This is a genomic window from Bacillus cereus group sp. RP43 (assembly GCF_040459645.1).
Taxonomy (GTDB): Bacteria; Bacillota; Bacilli; order Bacillales; family Bacillaceae_G; genus Bacillus_A; species Bacillus_A mycoides_C.
The window spans coordinates 3,454,748-3,471,009 of the sequence record NZ_JARVHQ010000001.1 but is presented as its reverse complement, the minus strand read 5'-3'; the positions used below and the strand labels follow the sequence as shown (position 1 = coordinate 3,471,009).

Here is a 16,262-nt window from a genome sequence, read left to right as displayed (position 1 = left end):
TGTAGACAAAGTCTTGTTCAAGTGACATTGAGTTTCTTGGTGCTTAACATGCTTTTGACTCTCTTTTTTAATTAGAGTTGGAATAGAAACAAAAAATAAATATAATATTGTTAATGCACCAACGGGGAGGAGGACAGGACATGAATAAAGAAGAAAAGGTCATAGTGGGTTTCAGGGACTTATATAATAAGATTGTTTGGCTTAATAAGGATAAGATGGAAGACAGTCTTAAGGGTTATAATTCTTCTGAAGTACATTGTATCGAATACATTGAAAAAAATGTAGATTCTAACGTGACAAAACTTGCGGAGTCCTTTTATATGACTCGCGGTGCCATAAGTAGAATAACTAAAAAACTTATAAAAAAAGGCCTTATCGAAAGTTATCAGAAGTCGGATAATAAGAAAGAAATCTATTTTAGGCTTACTGAACAAGGGAAAGTAATTTATAAAATACATGAGGATCTGCACAAAGAGTTTGAAGAACGGGATAAAGTTGTGTTTGATCAAGTAACCGAGGAAGAATTTGATAGTATACTTAGCTTCGTGGAAAAGTATAGTAGACATTTGGATACAGAAATAAAGAAACAAGGTGTACATATTAAGTCGTAATCTATTCAAAAAATAAAAATGAAACGAAAGGCAGTCCAAGAATGGACCGCCTTTTTTATTGTTGTAATTTTGTTGACAGGGAAACAAAATGGAGTTATTGTTTTGTTGATAAGGAAACAAAAATAACTGTTGGGGAGAGAATGTAAATGTCCAAATTCAGATCACATAATGAACATAATACGGAACGAGTCATAGATAAACACGCCTTACTATTCGGTCTCATCTCTGTGTTTCTTTGCGGAATAGGATTCTGCATTATAATACCGGTCGTTCCATTTTTAGTGCAGCCATATACAAGTAATTCGGCAGAACAAGCGGTCGTCGTTACGCTATTAACTTCTGTTTATGCAGTCTGCGTATTTTTTGCGGCTCCCGCACTTGGAGCTTTGAGTGATAAATATGGTCGTCGTCCATTACTTTTAGTATGCCTTTTCGGTTCCGCAATCGGGTACTTAGTTTTTGGCATAGGAGGAGCTCTATGGATACTATTTGCTGGGCGCATAATAGAAGGTATAACAGGAGGGAGCATAAGCACTATCTTCGCATATTTTGCAGATATTATTCCTCCAGAACAAAGAACGAAATACTTCGGATGGGTAAGTGCGGTTGTAGGAGTAGGCACTGTCATTGGACCAACTATAGGTGGATATCTTGCCAAGTTTGGTTATTCTGTACCTATGTATTTTGGAGCAATAATAACTTTATTAAATGTTGTTTATGGAATCTTATATATGCCTGAGAGCCTTGACAAAAATAATAGATTGAAAGAGATTACCTTTGTAAGATTGAATCCATTTACACAGCTTGCAAATATACTTTCCATGAAAAATTTAAAATGGCTACTTGTCTCAGCATTTTTACTTTGGATACCAAATGGATCTTTACAGGCAATTTTTTCACAATTTACAATGGATACTTTTAGTTGGAAGCCTGCGTTAATCGGACTTATGTTTTCAATTATGGGATTCCAAGATATCATTTCACAAAGTTTCATAATGCCAAAACTTTTGACAAAACTTACTGATAAACAGATAGCAATTCTCGGAATGGTTTCGGAGATTATAGGTTATAGTCTTATTGCAGCATCAGCTTTGTTCTCATTTTATCCGTTTCTTATCGCTGGAATGTTTATATTTGGTTTTGGTGATTCCATCTTTGGACCTTCATTCAATGGGATGCTCTCGAAGTCTGTCGATTCTAGTGAACAAGGAAGGATTCAAGGAAGTAGTCAATCTATTCAAGCTTTAGCAAGAATGATTGGGCCGATCATTGGAGGGCAAATTTATGTTTCACTTGGGCATGCCGCACCTGCTTGTATGGGGATTATCCTTATAGTAGCCGCAATAACAGTCTTATATAAGGGCACGCATGAAAATATGTAAATTACCTACTTTATCCTCCTTTTATAGACAGTAAGCCCCTTGTATCAAAATTTGCACATCCATCTCAATGGTGTGTGTGAAAAACTTTTATTACTCTTCTTCATAAAATCATATCTTTTAAATTATTGATGCGATGGCCGGTAAAACTTTTACATGAATAATGTAGAAGATATTTAAATACTACGCTGGAAGCTTTCAGAATCGCCTGCATAATAGGCAGTTTTAACAAGTACTGAAACTCTATTTGCTTACAGTTTGAGGTGTTTATAAATAAGTATCTTTTTTGTTAAACCAACATTTTATATTTTCTCGTGAAGCATGTAAAATGTTAAGTAAGAGAAACTGGTTTTAAATTAAGGAAGTGTCAAAAAATGAGTTTTACATTAAATAAATCGATTATTAAAGAAGTATGCGGAGAGACCTCATATAAAAGAGGTGAAGCTTATTATAAATCAAATAAAGTAATAATAAATCATTATGATGAAAATAAAGAAATTTGCGAGGCAACGGTAAAAGGGAATGAAGATTTTCATGTTACAGTAGAAAAAGCTAAAAAAGGTGATGTTGTTGCAAAATGTAGTTGTCCTTCGTTAGCGTCTTTTCAAACATACTGTCAACATGTTGCGGCAGTATTGATACAAATAAATTATAATCAGCAAACCGGTGGAATGGTGCCTATTAGTAGCGGAAACATGAGCGGAAATGAACAATTAACAAGCGGGATGTTTCAGTTGTTTGCAGAACAACCACTGAGGCCAAAAAGTAAACAACACCGTTTTGATACACGTGAAATACTTGATATTGAGTTTAATTGTACACCAGTAGTTACGAAAAATGGTGGGGCACTTCTTGGGGTTCGGTTGAAGCTTGCCAAAACGTATTTCGTAAATCATATTAGAGAATTTCTTTCTAAAGTGGAGAAAAGAGAGTCTTTTAATTGTTCCAATGAATTTACATACACACCAGATGTACATAGCTTCAGGCAAGAAACGGATGCGATTATTCAGCAACTTATTAAAATGTATCATAACGAAAAAATGTATGAGGATACACTGGAATTACAGGCAAAACAAGATGATAGTATGATTTTAATACCGCCAGCTTCGTGGATGGATATGCTTTCTTTACTTTCTAAAGTTGAGTGTGTGAGACTTAATCAAGATGGACAATCTTTCCATGGTGTACATATTTCAAAAGGATTACTTCCTTTGCATTTTGAGTTTAATAAGGGGAGTAACGGTGGGTTTACACTTTATATTGACGGCTTACAACAAGTAGAAGTAATGGATACGTATAGTTATGCTCTATTTGGAGGGAAACTGTATCAGTTGAACGCTGAGGATTGCAATCGGCTTATCGAATTACAAAAAATGATGAATCGTTCTAGTAGTAACCAATTGTATATTCCAGCAGATAAGATGGAGCACTTTGTAGCAAAAGTTGTACCAGGGTTAATGAGGCTAGGAACTGTGCGAATAGATGAGGTAGTATCAGATCGCGTTGAAACACCCGCATTAAAAGCGAAATTATATTTAGATCGAGTGAAAAATCGCTTATTAGCAGGTCTTGAATTTCACTATGGAAACGTCATAATTAATCCGTTAGAAGAGGATGGACAGCCGTCTGTTTTTAATCGTGATGAGAAAAAGGAAAAAGAGATTTTAGACATTATGCGTGAAAGTGCCTTTGCGAAAACGGAAGGCGGTTATTTTATGCATAATGAAGAAGCTGAGTATAACTTTTTATATCATGTTGTTCCAACGTTAAAAGGTTTAGTTGATATTTATGCGACGACAGCAATCAAATTACGAATTCATAAAGGAGACACAGCTCCTCTTATAAGAGTTAGAAGGAAAGAGAGAATTGATTGGTTATCATTTCGCTTTGATATAAAAGGTATTCCAGAGGCAGAAATTAAAGGGGTATTAGTTGCTCTTGAGGAGAAGCGGAAATATTATCGTTTAGCAAGTGGTACTCTACTATCACTTGAGAGTAAAGAGTTTAATGACATTAATCAGTTTATAAAAGAATCTAGCATTCGAAAAGAATTTTTACAGGGTGAAGAAATAGATGTCCCTCTTATTCGTAGTGTGAAATGGATGAATTCACTGCAAGAAGGCAATGTTTTAAGTTTAGATGAATCCGTTCAAGAATTGGTAGAGAACATTCAAAACCCTAAAAAGCTTAAGTTTGCGGTGCCAAGTGGCTTAGATGCAATAATGAGAGAGTATCAAACATACGGATTCCAGTGGCTGAAAACACTTGCCTATTATCGTTTTGGTGGCATTTTAGCTGATGATATGGGACTTGGGAAAACGTTGCAAAGTATTGCTTTTATAGATTCTGTTTTGCCGGAAATTCGAGAGAAGAAACTGCCTATATTAGTTGTTTCTCCGTCTTCCCTTGTTTACAACTGGCTTAGCGAGTTGAAAAAATTCACTCCGCATATTAGAGCTGTTATTGCAGATGGAAATCAAGAAGAGCGCCGAAAAATTTTAAAAGATGTAACGAAATTTGATGTAGTAATTACGTCATATCCTTTACTGAGAAGAGATGTAAGGTTATATGCGCAGCCATTTCATACGCTATTTCTTGATGAAGCACAAGCATTTAAAAATCATACGACGCAAACTGCAAGAGCGGTAAAAACAGTTCAGGCGGAGTACCGTTTTGGATTAACAGGAACACCGGTAGAAAATTCATTAGAAGAGCTATGGTCTATCTTCCACGTCATCTTCCCAGAATTATTACCAGGAAGAAAAGAGTTCGGCGATTTAAGACGTGAAGATATTGCGAAGCGGGTAAAACCTTTCGTGTTAAGAAGGTTAAAGGAAGATGTATTACAGGAGCTACCAGAAAAAATTGAGCACTTACAATCATCAGAACTATTACCGGACCAAAAAAGGCTCTATGCCGCTTATTTAGCAAAGTTAAGAGAAGAAACGTTAAAACATTTGGATAAAGATACGTTACGTAAAAATAAAATTCGGGTTTTAGCTGGTTTAACGAGGCTTCGGCAAATTTGTTGTCATCCTGCTTTATTTGTTGATGACTATAAAGGTAGTTCAGCTAAATTTGAACAACTTCTAGAAATTTTGGAGGAATGTAGAAGTACAGGAAAGAGAATACTTATCTTTTCTCAATTTACGAAGATGCTTTCAATAATCGGACGAGAATTAAACCGTCAAGCCATTCCGTACTTTTATTTAGACGGGAGTACACCAGCGCAAGAACGCGTAGAACTATGCAATCGTTTTAACGAAGGAGAAGGGGATTTATTTCTTATCTCGTTAAAAGCTGGTGGTACCGGTTTGAATTTAACAGGTGCAGATACGGTAATATTGTATGATTTATGGTGGAATCCAGCTGTTGAACAACAAGCAGCGGATAGAGCGTATCGAATGGGACAAAAAAATACAGTGCAAGTGATTAAGTTAGTAGCACATGGAACAATTGAAGAAAAAATGCACGAGTTACAAGAGAGTAAGAAAAATTTAATCGCTGAAATTATCAAGCCAGGAGAAGAGAAGTTATCTTCTATTACGGAGGAAGAAATCCGTGATATTCTTATGATTTAATATGGAAAAAGCTATGCTTTCACAGAGATGAAAGCATAGCTTTTTTGTTGTAATAATTATATTTTGTTTTGTACAAAGTAAAGAGATAAAGTGAAACTTTAATCAGTGAGAGTTGTTCATCTCCCACTATTTATTTTATTTCTTTGTACCTTTACTCTTGTATGGTTTTGCAGCTTTCTTTTTCGCACTTGATTGCCAACGGTTCCATCCCTTACTTCCTGTACCTTGTCCTACACCTTTTTTCGGTTTTGCTTTCGTTTTACTCATATGATCACTCCGTTATATAAAAATCTTGTTTGATAATAGCCAATGTTTTAGAAAAATACTATCGATAAATGACTATGCTTGCTTTAAGTAAAAACAAACTGCTTGAATGCTATAGTATATCATGAAATTGCAAGTAAACTGAAAGGAATTACAAAGAAAATGAAAATAATAAGAAATACTGCGGATTCTATATTTCGAACGTTTACACTAATTGTTGTGTATACGTTAGTTTCGGTTAGTGAAACATTTTTTGGATTGACGAGGCAGAAGAAGTAAAGATGTTAAATTAACAACAATCAATAAAGCCGTAAAATATAGAATTGAAAAATATTTTAAAACTTTTTGTTGACTTTCTTTATTTTTTGTATAGAATAATCATTAATAAAATGTTTCAGAGATGTGACAATAAAACGACTATGAAAGGACGAGTAGTAGTAGGATGTAGTTTAAGCGAGTCAGGGGCGGTGTGAGCCTGATACGAAGCCTATTATGAAGAACCTCCTGGAGTCGCTAACCGAAATCCTTTATAGGAAAGTAGACTTAGCCGGGAACTTCGCCGTTACAAGAAGAACAGTATCGAGATTTTTTAATCTCCGTACTGTATAAGTGAGCAACCTCTGTTGCTAATTTGGGTGGTACCGCGGAACCAAAGTCTTTCGTCCCAGTTTTTTGGGAAAGAAGGGCTTTTTTTGTTGGCTTCTTTTCACAACATCCAAACATTTTAGGAGGAAACCACCATGTATCAATCATTAATGACAGTAAGAGAGACTCAAATCGCAATTAAGGAAGTTAAAACATTTTTCGAGGATCAATTAGCAAAACGTCTTGAACTATTCCGCGTATCTGCACCATTATTCGTAACGAAAAAATCAGGATTAAACGATCACTTAAACGGTGTAGAACGTCCAATTGAGTTTGATATGTTACATTCAGGAGAAGAATTAGAAATTGTACATTCACTAGCGAAGTGGAAAAGATTCGCATTACATGAATACGGATATGAAGCTGGTGAAGGTTTATATACAAACATGAACGCGATTCGTCGTGATGAAGAACTTGATGCAACGCATTCCATTTATGTTGACCAATGGGATTGGGAAAAAATCGTTCAAAAAGAATGGCGTACTGTCGATTACTTACAAAAAACAGTACAAACAATTTATGGAATATTCAAAGAATTGGAAGATCACTTATTTGAAAAGTATCCGTTCCTTGGAAAGTATTTACCAGAAGAAATTGTTTTCATTACTTCTCAAGAACTGGAAGATAAATATCCAGAATTAACACCGAAAGATCGTGAACATGCAATTGCGAAAGAACACGGTGCAGTCTTTATTATTGGAATTGGTGATGCACTCCGTTCAGGTGAAAAGCACGATGGACGCGCATCCGATTATGATGATTGGAAATTAAACGGTGACATTTTATTCTGGCACCCAGTACTACAAGCTTCATTCGAATTATCATCAATGGGAATTCGTGTTGATAGTAAAGCACTTGATGAGCAATTAACGAAAACTGGTGAAGACTTCAAACGTGAGTATGATTTCCATAAAGGTATTTTAGAAGACGTACTACCATTAACAATTGGTGGTGGTATCGGCCAATCAAGAATGTGTATGTACTTCTTACGTAAAGCGCATATCGGTGAAGTTCAATCTTCTGTATGGCCTGACGATTTACGTGAAGCTTGCAAGAAAGAAAACATTCATCTGTTTTAATAGAAATATGAGGGAGAGTTGCTTAAAAATAGAGCAGCTCTCCCTGTTTTTATTATGTAAACGAATGGTTTACAGTGATTTTTACTAATAGTTTCTTTCATTTCTATATCCTTTTATATAATAATTTGTTAAAAGGGGGGCGTTATGAATTTAGGAATACAACTAAAAAAGCTTCGAGAAGCAAAGGTTTTTTCACAGGAAGATGTTGCTAAAAAGATTGGGATAAATGGGAACATGATAAAAGCTGTCCGGATATTGATAATTTAATTTTGCTTAGCGAAATGTATAATGTTACGCTAGACGAGTTAATAAAAGGGAATCAAAGTTGTAAAGAGAAGATACATATTGATGAAGAAGAATCGGATTTTGAGAAAGAGAATGAGTTTGGTTTTTATATTGGATGTGGTTTGCTAATTTTGAATGCTTTCATTGATTATGAAGGAATGCAAGAAATCTTATTAGGAATTGCACTATTCATGATGGTTTTTTATTCTGACGTGAAGAAAGTTATTTTGAATGAATTTCGCTCGTTTTTTAAAGGGAAAGATATATATGATAAGAAGTGAGAAGAGTCCGTTATATTTCCTAGGAAAGAGTATTAAGAATAATTGAATTATTTTATAGAAATTTTTAGATGTTGATAATGTATTGAAAAGTTGTTTGTATAAAGTCTCGGAATGTATTTGTAAAATGATAATAAAGTTATTTGATTTTAAAAGTTCAATAAGCATAACCCCGTTCTAAAGTTAGGACGGGGTTGAAAATTTAAGTTTTATGGAGTAAGAATGTGCTTCAAATATTTTTAATTCAGTAATGTATATTTCAGTAAAGGCTTTTTATAAAACATCACTTACTTATTTGTTACCGAGTTCTTCCGCCAAACCGATTAAAATTCCTTCGGTTCCACGAATGTAGCAGAGTCGATATGAGTTCTCATACTGAACTACTTCGCCAACGAGCTGAGCACCATGCTTAGTAAGTCTGGATACCATTTCGTCAATGTCTTCGACGGTGAACATGACGCGCAGATAACCGAGGGCGTTTACAGGAGCTGTCCGGTGATCTGCTATAGTAGGTGGGGTGAGAAATCGCGAAAGTTCAATTCGGCTGTGACCATCTGGCGTAACCATCATAGCAATCTCTACGCACTGAGAACCGAGTCCAGTTACGCGACCAGCCCATTCACCTTCAACAGTAGCTCGTCCTTCGAGATTCAAGCCAATCTCCTCGAAGAAAGAGATTGCGTTATCAAGGGATTCTACAACGATGCTGACATTGTCCATTCGTAGTAATCTGTTTTTTGTCATAGTCTTTATCTCCTTATATGTATAAATTTATTATCTAATTATCCTCATAATTATACTAAAATCTCTTCTAAACAAAAAACACCTTGTCACAGTGTAGGGAAATGTGACAAGGTGTTTTCGGGTATAGTATATAACATCTTGTTAACGAACAACACTTCGTAAACCCTCTACTATTGAAATATGCGCGAACTTTATTTCGTGAATGCTATCATTTCAAGAATTTGATAATGTAGTTGCTATTCGATAAAATAACTTTCTTGTCAATCTATACAATACAAACAGCTTTCTATTTATATAGGAAGGAAATAGATTCATATAATTTGTTTTAAGTTTTACTGGTGGAAATTAACTCATCTGCACTAAAGGCTCAATTTTTGCCATAAATGATTGATGGAGTGCTTCAACACCATCTACTAAATGAATACGGTCAATTACAACTGATACTTTAATTTCAGATGTACTTACCATTTTAATATGAATACCACCTTCTTTTAAAGTAGTGAACATATTCGCAGCGACACCAGGGTTAGATACCATACCTGATCCTACAATTGATACTTTTGCTAAATGATTTTCATGTTCTACAGATTCATAGTGAAGTGCTTCTTGATTTTGTTCCAATACTTCTAATGCTTCTCTTAAATCATTAGAATGGATCGAGAAGGAGAGGTGAACAGTTTCTTCATTTGTAATACTTTGAATAATAATATCTACATTAATATGTGCTGCTGCTAATGTAGAGAAAACTGTTGAAAGTGCACCTTGTTCTAATCCTTTAATTGTGACGCGTGTAATATTATCCTCAAATGCAATACCTTTAACGATTGCTTGTTGTTCCATGTTACATTCTCCCCTTACAATTGTTCCGTTTTCTTGTTCCATGCTTGATCGTACTTCTAAAACTACATTATGATTTTTAGCAAACTCAACAGCGCGTGGGTGTAATACGCCAGCACCGAGGTTGGCAAGCTCTAACATTTCGTCATAAGAAATTTCATCTAATTTATAAGCATCTTGTACAACTCGTGGATCAGTCGTATATACGCCGGTCACATCCGTATAAATATCACATTTTTTCGCTTTTAGTGCCGCAGCTAATGCAACAGCAGTCGTATCAGAACCACCGCGGCCAAGTGTGGTAATTTCATTTTCTTCACTTACTCCTTGGAAACCAGCTACTATAACAATCGTGCCTTCAGTAAGGTGAGACTGAATACGAGTGGTGTTAATGTCAGTAATCCGTGCACTACTATGTACAGATTCTGTCGTAATACCAGCTTGCCATCCTGTTAATGAAATTGCGTTATAACCTTTTGTTTGTAGTGCCATTGTTAATAATGAAATAGTTACTTGTTCTCCTGTAGATAGGAGCATATCCATTTCACGTTTACTTGGATTTTCAGTAATAGCGTTAGCAAGTGCTACAAGTTTATCCGTACTTTTTCCCATTGCTGAAACGACAGAGACAATACTATGTCCTCGTTCATATTCTTCAATAATTAAATTTGCTACATGTTGAATGCGTTCGACGCTTCCGACAGAAGTACCGCCAAATTTTTGTACAATCGTTTCCATTACGAATTCCTTCTTTCGTCCATTTTTAAGAATAGGTTAGGACATATACAAATCCCAATATTCCTGTAGTTACCAGAGAGAAAAACAAAAAACACCATCTCAAATAAGTGAGGATGGTGCTGTTACAGGAAAAGGGAAACAGAAAACGGAGCTAATAAAAAAACCGCCAAAAAAGGAATATCATGAAAATGATATCTCTTTTTTGTAGATAGCTCTTCATACGTACACGTCTGTACATATGACAGTTCTGTTTCTATTCGAAAACAGCCCCAATTGATAAATGCAGAGAAATTTATCAATTTCGGCAACACTTCCTTTCCTCTAAATTCATAGACATCTCTGTGTCTCCTTTAGAATACTTATAAGCGTTGCAACCTCTATCTCACGTTTTAGGCGAGAGTGTATGATTTATGAAGTTGTTGGTAACATTTGTTTTATAATAATTTAAATTTTTCAGGGAATCAAGTGTTTTATATATATTTTCAAAATTCTTTCTTTTTCGAAAAAAAGTTTGTGAAAAATGTAGCAAAATAAATGTATTGCATGTACATTGAAAATATAGAGTATAGGAGGTGGAAGCATGAAGAGGCCTATTTATGTTGCGACAGAAATGAAAACAACAATGGAGAAATTATGGGAATATACGCAAGAACCAGACCTACATACAGAGTGGGATGCTCGTTTTACTGAAATTTCTTATTTAGAGAAGAAAGAGGGAGAACCGCAGAAGTTTTTATATAAAACAAAGATCGGATTTGGGCTTGAAATAGCCGGAGAAGGGGAATCGATAGGTGAAATAAGAAAAGAAACTGGGGAACGCATTTCCTCATTGAAATTTTGGACAGACAATAAGTTATCACTTATACAAATAGGACGAGGTTATTGGAAATATACACTGAATGGAGAACATATTCATTTTGAAACGCAATATGATTATGATACAAGGTTTGGTCGCATAGGGAATGTGATAGATTCATATGTTTTTCGGCCTTTATTAGGCTCTGCGACTGCATGGAGTTTTGATGCTTTAAAATTATGGTTAGAAAAGGGGCTTCATCCTAAGTTGCTAATTAGAAGAACGATGACTTATTGGCTTGTTTGCTTTTTATTTGCCTTCGTATGGTTATATCAAGGGATTGTACCGAAATTGATGTTTACTCATTCAGAAGAAGTAAAGATGCTTTCTGCACTAATCGGATCGAATGAAAGTAGTATTTTTATACTTAAAATAGTTGGATTTTTAGAAATAATATGGGGTGTTATGTGGCTATTGCCACTTCAAAAGCGAAAACTATTTATATTGCATATTATATTGTTGATAGTTTTAACATTAGCGGCAGGATCGACGAATATCGCTAGTTTTACGCAACCGTTTAATCCGATTACATTAAATTTTCTTCTAATAGGGTTATCGATTGTCGGTTATATAAATAGCACTAATTTGCCAAGCGCAAAAAATTGCAAGAGGACGAGAAAGGGATAAGTATATGGTTAATATTTATGAAAGATTATTAGGGGATTCTTATAAAAGGCTTCATCCAAAATTGCAGAAGCGATATGCGATTACAGAAGAGAATAGTTTTACAGGAGAAGGGGAAATGGATGAAATTTACGGTGGCTCTTTTTTAGTTAAATTGATTTTGAAAATTGCATCGAAGTTTCGAATGTTTTTCTCTGAGCGAGGAAAGAAAGTGCCATTTACGATACATAATACCGCTGAGCGAGATGAACAGGGGAAAGAATTTGTACGGTGGAATCGTACTTTTTATTTTCATAATAAGAAAAGATATTTTAACGCTGTTATGCAGTTGGATGAAGAGAATAATGAAATTGTAGATTATTTTGGTGAGCCACATTTACTCGTTTCTACATTGAGTTTTTATATTGATGAAAAAGGCGGGATGCATATTTCTTCAAAGAAACAATGGTTTTTTATGTTTGGAAGAAAAATACCGTTACCTAGATTTTTATACGGAGAGGCAAAAATTGTAGAGAGTTATGATGAAGCACTACAATGTTTTCGAATTCATGTACAAGTACGAAATCCGTTAATTGGTTCATTATTTTCATATAAGGGAACATTTGTGGAAAGGGAATAAACGAGATGAAAAATATAATATTTGGACTTGCTTGCTATATTATTTTTCTAATATGTGAGTGGTCGAATGTAAACCCAGTTGAAGCAATTATTTTATTATCTATTTTGTTATTTATACCGATGTCTTTTTGTATTATTGACAAGAAAAAAAGAAATGGATCGTATGTATTATTTTATAAATTTGTATCGTTTTTATATCCAATCGCAGCAATCAGTGCAATGCTAGCTTTCGTAACAAATCACTATTTCTTTGCGCTACTTTGGTTTGCATATACAGGAATCGTTGCGTTATTTGGTGTAAGTAGATTGTTAGAAAGAGGATGGAAACCGATAGAAGAGACGGCTATCGATAGTGCGTTTATTTATTTGTTTTTAGGTGGTTTTTGGTTTTTTGCTTCAGTAGCAAAGGTTTCGATTATGCACTTTAGTTCTGACATTGTTTTACTTACAGCGGCACACTTTCATTATTCGGCGTTTTTATTACCATTGTCAGCGGGTTTAATAGGGAGGAAAAGAGAAAAGAGAAGTAAAGTATATGATGCTATTATGTTTATCATAGTCATTTCACCTATGACAGTTGCGATAGGAATTACATACTCAAGGATATTTGAATTTTTTGCAGTGTTCATATATTTATGTGCGATTTATGGATATGGAGTTTACGTGTGGAGAACGAAATTCAATACTATAAGTGCGAAGGTACTTTTAGTTCTTTCTTCTAGCACACTTATGGTAACAATAATGTTTTCACTCATATATTCATACGGAAATTTCAAACAAGTAATGACGATTACAATTGCACAAATGGTTTGGATTCACGGTGTTGTAAATGGAATTGGAGTAGCGTTACCAGCATTTGTTGGCTGGATGATTGAAAAGAGTACTCCGAATTATAAATATTACGGGAAACCAATGAGCAGGTTAAGAGGAACTGCGACAGTTGGTGAAGCATTTTTACATAACAGAAATTTAATAGATAGCAAGGAATACAAAGGTTTAGTTGATAAAATGAATGATTTTCATAGTGAGGCATTTGACATGGCGAAGATTCCTTTAAGTATTATTCGTTTTTATGAAAATACAAAAGAGTATCAGTTACAATCAAATATTAAATGGACTCGTTGGTTCCGCCCGGTTGCATTTTGTTATGAGAAAATGAGTAAGCGTGTAGAACAAATACATTTAGGAATGGGCGGCAAGTGGGAAACGATGCATAGCTCTATCATTGGGATAATAGATGAGAAGGATGGAAGAGAGAATGTAAGGGCTTGGCTAAGAAAAAATGAAGCAGGAGAATCTATTTTTGTAGCTCTTTACGCAAAACATACACATAAGAATGAGACATATATGAATATCGGATTACCTTTACCATATTCGAATATGACGGGAATTTTGAAATTATGTAATAAGAGTAATGATTTAATCATTACTAGTAAGCTGAGAAGAAATAGTAAGGGAGATGAGGGGATTTATTTACATACTCGTTTCTTTACAATACGTTTACCATTAGCAGAGACTTTTATTATTAAAGAGAGCAAGGATCAAATATTAGAAGCTAATCATAGAATGTGGATATTTGGAGTCAAGTTTTTAGAAATTGATTATGAGATTAAGAAAATAGAGGGAAAGTAAGAAAAGCTTGGAGAGATTCCAAGCTTTTTTACGTATGGGTAATTGTCATAGCAACTTGTTTATCCAAGTCTCGGTCCCAAACACGTTGAATTTCAAACGTACCTTTTTCAAAAAATAATGGGAATCTCTCTTTAAACCAATCTTGCATAGGAAGATTGAGTGCTGTATCAATTGGCACCCATAATAATTCGCCTTCAGGAGGATTCAAAAGGAGTTCACCTTCAAATGAATCTGTCCAATAGTTAAATACCATATATCGAACATTTTCTTTCGGATTTACGTATTCATCTAATCCCTTAAAAGTTAAATTTGAAACAAGTAATCCAGTTTCTTCTTTTACTTCTCGTATAGCAGCTTGAACGATACTTTCTGGAAAATCTACTTTGCCGCCAGGAGCGATGTAACCAGGGAAACCTAGATGATCGGGCCGTTGTATTAGTAATACTTCGTTATTACGCTGAATCATACACATTGTATAAATGCGGTGTTCGATACTTTTCCAATTCGTACACATACGAATCTCCCTCTTATAAAATAAGTATTTAATAATTTAACTATAGTTTTTTGTTCCAAAAAATACAATAATAATACAAAAATATACAAATTACGATTGACTATTACTAATTTTCAGAACTATAATTATTCTGTTATATAAAATTATTTGTATTTGAGAGGGGAATATATTCTATGAAAAATAGAATAATCGCAGCAGGAGTAATAGCAGCTAGTATATTATCTTATTCATCTAGTAGTTTCGCACAAACAAAAACGTTTCCAGATGTCCCAGCAGGGAACTGGGCAGAAGATTCTATTAACTACTTAGCAGAAAAAGGCGCAGTTACAGGTAACGAGAAAGGAATGTTCGAGCCTGGAAAAGAGATCACTCGTGCAGAAGCGGCTACAATGATGGCTAAAATCTTAAACTTACCATTCGATAAAGATGCTAAACCATCTTTCGGTGACTCTCAAAACGGATGGTATACCCCATACATCGCAGCTGTAGAAAAAGCTGGTGTTGTTAAAGGGAAAGGCCCAGGCGTATTTGATCCAAATGGGAAAATTGACCGAGTTTCAATGGCATCGATGCTTGTTGAAGCATATAAATTAGATGCGAAAGTAAAACAGCCATTACCAACAAAATTTGCAGATTTAAATCCTAGTTGGGGAAAAGATAAAGCGAACATTTTAGTAGAATTGGATATTTCACAAGGTGTAACTAGTACAGCTTGGCTGCCTAATAAAACTGTAACGAAAGCAGAAGCAGCGCAATTTATTGCAAAATCAGATTCTCTTAAAATTCCAGATGCGTTAGAAGGAAAAGTGATTATTATTGATCCTGGTCACGGAGGAACAGATCCTGGGAAGGCAACACAAGGATTACATGAAAGTGATATTGTATTAGATACATCTAAAAGATTACAAAGTTTACTAGAGAAAAATACTCCATTCCATGTGTTGTTAACACGTGAAACAGATAGTAGTTTTAGTGACAAGCAAACTGAGGACCTTAAAAAACGTGTAGAGTTCGCGAAAGAACATAATGCCGATGTTTTTGTAAGTATTCATGCGAATGCTTCTAAAAATCATGATGGATATGGAACGGAGACTTTTTATTATAAAGGATCTGAAACGAAAGAATTAACTGAACGTGAAAAAGATAGTCGTATGTTAGCAGAGAAAATACAAAAACGACTAGTTAAAGCTCTAGATACAAGAGATCGTGGTGTGAAACCAGAAGACTTTTATGTAATAAGAGAAAATGAAATGCCTGCGGTATTAACTGAACTAGCATTTTTAGATAATAGTGCAGATTATGAGAAGCTGGCTTCGGAATCAGGAAGACAAATTGCTGCAGAGGCAGTTTATGCTGGTATTTTAGATTATTATGAGTGGAAGGGTTTCAATGTTTCAAAGTATCGTTTAGCTAAATAAAAAAACATCGTTTGCTAAGCCCATCGTTTATATAGAGATGGGCTTTTTATATGAGCTTATATAATTTTGTATCGAAATAAAAAGATATATCGTATTATGCTGATTATAAATAAAATAATGGTAGATTAGTTTATTTTTATCACGTATACTTTTACTGTT

The 16,262-nt window shown here is 34.7% G+C and carries 13 protein-coding genes, 1 pseudogene, 1 riboswitch and 1 other annotated feature; of the genes and pseudogenes, 10 read left to right on the top strand and 4 right to left on the bottom strand.

From position 1 onward, the window contains the following. Positions 1-140 precede the first annotated feature (140 nt). The 3 genes from QCI75_RS18075 (at position 141) to QCI75_RS18065 (ending at position 5,571) form a co-directional block, all read left to right on the top strand. Entirely contained in the window at positions 141-611 is a 471-nt protein-coding gene (locus QCI75_RS18075) for a MarR family transcriptional regulator (RefSeq protein ID WP_001030885.1), read from the top strand. A gap of 146 nt (positions 612-757) precedes the next feature. Continuing rightward, a complete protein-coding gene (locus QCI75_RS18070; protein ID WP_353760952.1) occupies positions 758-1,993 on the top strand; it encodes an MFS transporter in 1,236 nt (411 codons plus the stop codon). 371 nt (positions 1,994-2,364) lie between these two features. Then, complete coding sequence (locus QCI75_RS18065; RefSeq protein WP_353760951.1) at positions 2,365-5,571, top strand: DEAD/DEAH box helicase; 3,207 nt, start codon at positions 2,365-2,367, stop codon at positions 5,569-5,571. A 135-nt stretch (positions 5,572-5,706) separates the two neighbouring features. Here the strand turns inward: QCI75_RS18065 and QCI75_RS18060 are convergent, their stop codons facing one another. Further along, the gene (locus tag QCI75_RS18060; protein ID WP_000047589.1) at positions 5,707-5,838 is read right to left on the bottom strand and encodes a DUF3934 family protein; all 132 of its coding nucleotides are present in this window, start codon (positions 5,836-5,838) and stop codon (positions 5,707-5,709) included. Positions 5,839-5,940: 102 nt separating this feature from the next. On the opposite strand from QCI75_RS18060, the gene QCI75_RS18055 reads away from it, so the two are divergent. The 3 genes and pseudogenes from QCI75_RS18055 (at position 5,941) to QCI75_RS18045 (ending at position 8,125) form a co-directional block, all read left to right on the top strand. Then, complete coding sequence (locus QCI75_RS18055; RefSeq protein ID WP_353760950.1) at positions 5,941-6,114, top strand: hypothetical protein; 174 nt, start codon at positions 5,941-5,943, stop codon at positions 6,112-6,114. A gap of 131 nt (positions 6,115-6,245) precedes the next feature. Further along, positions 6,246-6,505: a binding site (T-box leader), on the top strand. 70 nt (positions 6,506-6,575) lie between these two features. Next, the gene (gene asnA, locus QCI75_RS18050; RefSeq protein WP_016104478.1) at positions 6,576-7,559 is read left to right on the top strand and encodes an aspartate--ammonia ligase; all 984 of its coding nucleotides are present in this window, start codon (positions 6,576-6,578) and stop codon (positions 7,557-7,559) included. Positions 7,560-7,703: 144 nt separating this feature from the next. Further along, positions 7,704-8,125, top strand: a pseudogene (locus QCI75_RS18045) (helix-turn-helix domain-containing protein). A 288-nt stretch (positions 8,126-8,413) separates the two neighbouring features. Here the strand turns inward: QCI75_RS18045 and QCI75_RS18040 are convergent. Further along, on the bottom strand, positions 8,414-8,866 hold the full coding sequence (locus QCI75_RS18040) for a VOC family protein (protein ID WP_144505871.1): 453 nt from the start codon (positions 8,864-8,866) through the stop codon (positions 8,414-8,416). 345 nt (positions 8,867-9,211) lie between these two features. Continuing rightward, positions 9,212-10,441 (bottom strand): aspartate kinase, encoded by a 1,230-nt coding sequence (locus QCI75_RS18035; protein WP_353760949.1) that lies wholly within the window; start codon positions 10,439-10,441, stop codon positions 9,212-9,214. Positions 10,442-10,642: 201 nt separating this feature from the next. Beyond that, positions 10,643-10,829, bottom strand: a riboswitch (Lysine riboswitch). 192 nt (positions 10,830-11,021) lie between these two features. Here QCI75_RS18035 and QCI75_RS18030 point away from each other — a divergent pair. The 3 genes from QCI75_RS18030 to QCI75_RS18020 are packed head-to-tail and all read left to right on the top strand — an operon-like array spanning position 11,022 to position 14,171. Then, positions 11,022-11,924 (top strand): DoxX-like family protein, encoded by a 903-nt coding sequence (locus QCI75_RS18030; protein WP_144505873.1) that lies wholly within the window; start codon positions 11,022-11,024, stop codon positions 11,922-11,924. 4 nt (positions 11,925-11,928) lie between these two features. Then, positions 11,929-12,540, top strand: coding sequence for a DUF4166 domain-containing protein (locus tag QCI75_RS18025; RefSeq protein WP_144505874.1), 612 nt, complete (start codon positions 11,929-11,931; stop codon positions 12,538-12,540). 5 nt (positions 12,541-12,545) lie between these two features. Continuing rightward, the gene (locus tag QCI75_RS18020) at positions 12,546-14,171 is read left to right on the top strand and encodes a YndJ family protein (protein WP_353760948.1); all 1,626 of its coding nucleotides are present in this window, start codon (positions 12,546-12,548) and stop codon (positions 14,169-14,171) included. A 28-nt stretch (positions 14,172-14,199) separates the two neighbouring features. Here QCI75_RS18020 and QCI75_RS18015 read toward each other — a convergent pair whose 3' ends face one another. Continuing rightward, positions 14,200-14,685 carry an 8-oxo-dGTP diphosphatase gene (locus tag QCI75_RS18015; protein WP_144505876.1) on the bottom strand — a complete coding sequence of 162 codons (486 nt, stop codon included), beginning with the start codon at positions 14,683-14,685 and terminating at the stop codon, positions 14,200-14,202. A 173-nt stretch (positions 14,686-14,858) separates the two neighbouring features. Between QCI75_RS18015 and QCI75_RS18010 the strand changes: the two genes are divergently transcribed. Further along, a complete protein-coding gene (locus QCI75_RS18010) occupies positions 14,859-16,103 on the top strand; it encodes an N-acetylmuramoyl-L-alanine amidase (RefSeq protein WP_353760947.1) in 1,245 nt (414 codons plus the stop codon). Positions 16,104-16,262 lie beyond the last annotated feature (159 nt).

Coding starts and splice junctions, on each gene's coding strand:
- QCI75_RS18075 (WP_001030885.1), top strand. CDS start 141: ATGAATAAAGAAGAAAAGGTCATAGTGGGTTTCAGGGACTTATATAAT.
- asnA (WP_016104478.1), top strand. CDS start 6,576: ATGTATCAATCATTAATGACAGTAAGAGAGACTCAAATCGCAATTAAG.
- QCI75_RS18030 (WP_144505873.1), top strand. CDS start 11,022: ATGAAGAGGCCTATTTATGTTGCGACAGAAATGAAAACAACAATGGAG.
- QCI75_RS18040 (WP_144505871.1), bottom strand. CDS start 8,866: ATGACAAAAAACAGATTACTACGAATGGACAATGTCAGCATCGTTGTA.
- QCI75_RS18010 (WP_353760947.1), top strand. CDS start 14,859: ATGAAAAATAGAATAATCGCAGCAGGAGTAATAGCAGCTAGTATATTA.
- QCI75_RS18060 (WP_000047589.1), bottom strand. CDS start 5,838: ATGAGTAAAACGAAAGCAAAACCGAAAAAAGGTGTAGGACAAGGTACA.
- QCI75_RS18070 (WP_353760952.1), top strand. CDS start 758: ATGTCCAAATTCAGATCACATAATGAACATAATACGGAACGAGTCATA.
- QCI75_RS18015 (WP_144505876.1), bottom strand. CDS start 14,685: ATGTGTACGAATTGGAAAAGTATCGAACACCGCATTTATACAATGTGT.
- QCI75_RS18025 (WP_144505874.1), top strand. CDS start 11,929: ATGGTTAATATTTATGAAAGATTATTAGGGGATTCTTATAAAAGGCTT.
- QCI75_RS18065 (WP_353760951.1), top strand. CDS start 2,365: ATGAGTTTTACATTAAATAAATCGATTATTAAAGAAGTATGCGGAGAG.
- QCI75_RS18035 (WP_353760949.1), bottom strand. CDS start 10,441: ATGGAAACGATTGTACAAAAATTTGGCGGTACTTCTGTCGGAAGCGTC.
- QCI75_RS18020 (WP_353760948.1), top strand. CDS start 12,546: ATGAAAAATATAATATTTGGACTTGCTTGCTATATTATTTTTCTAATA.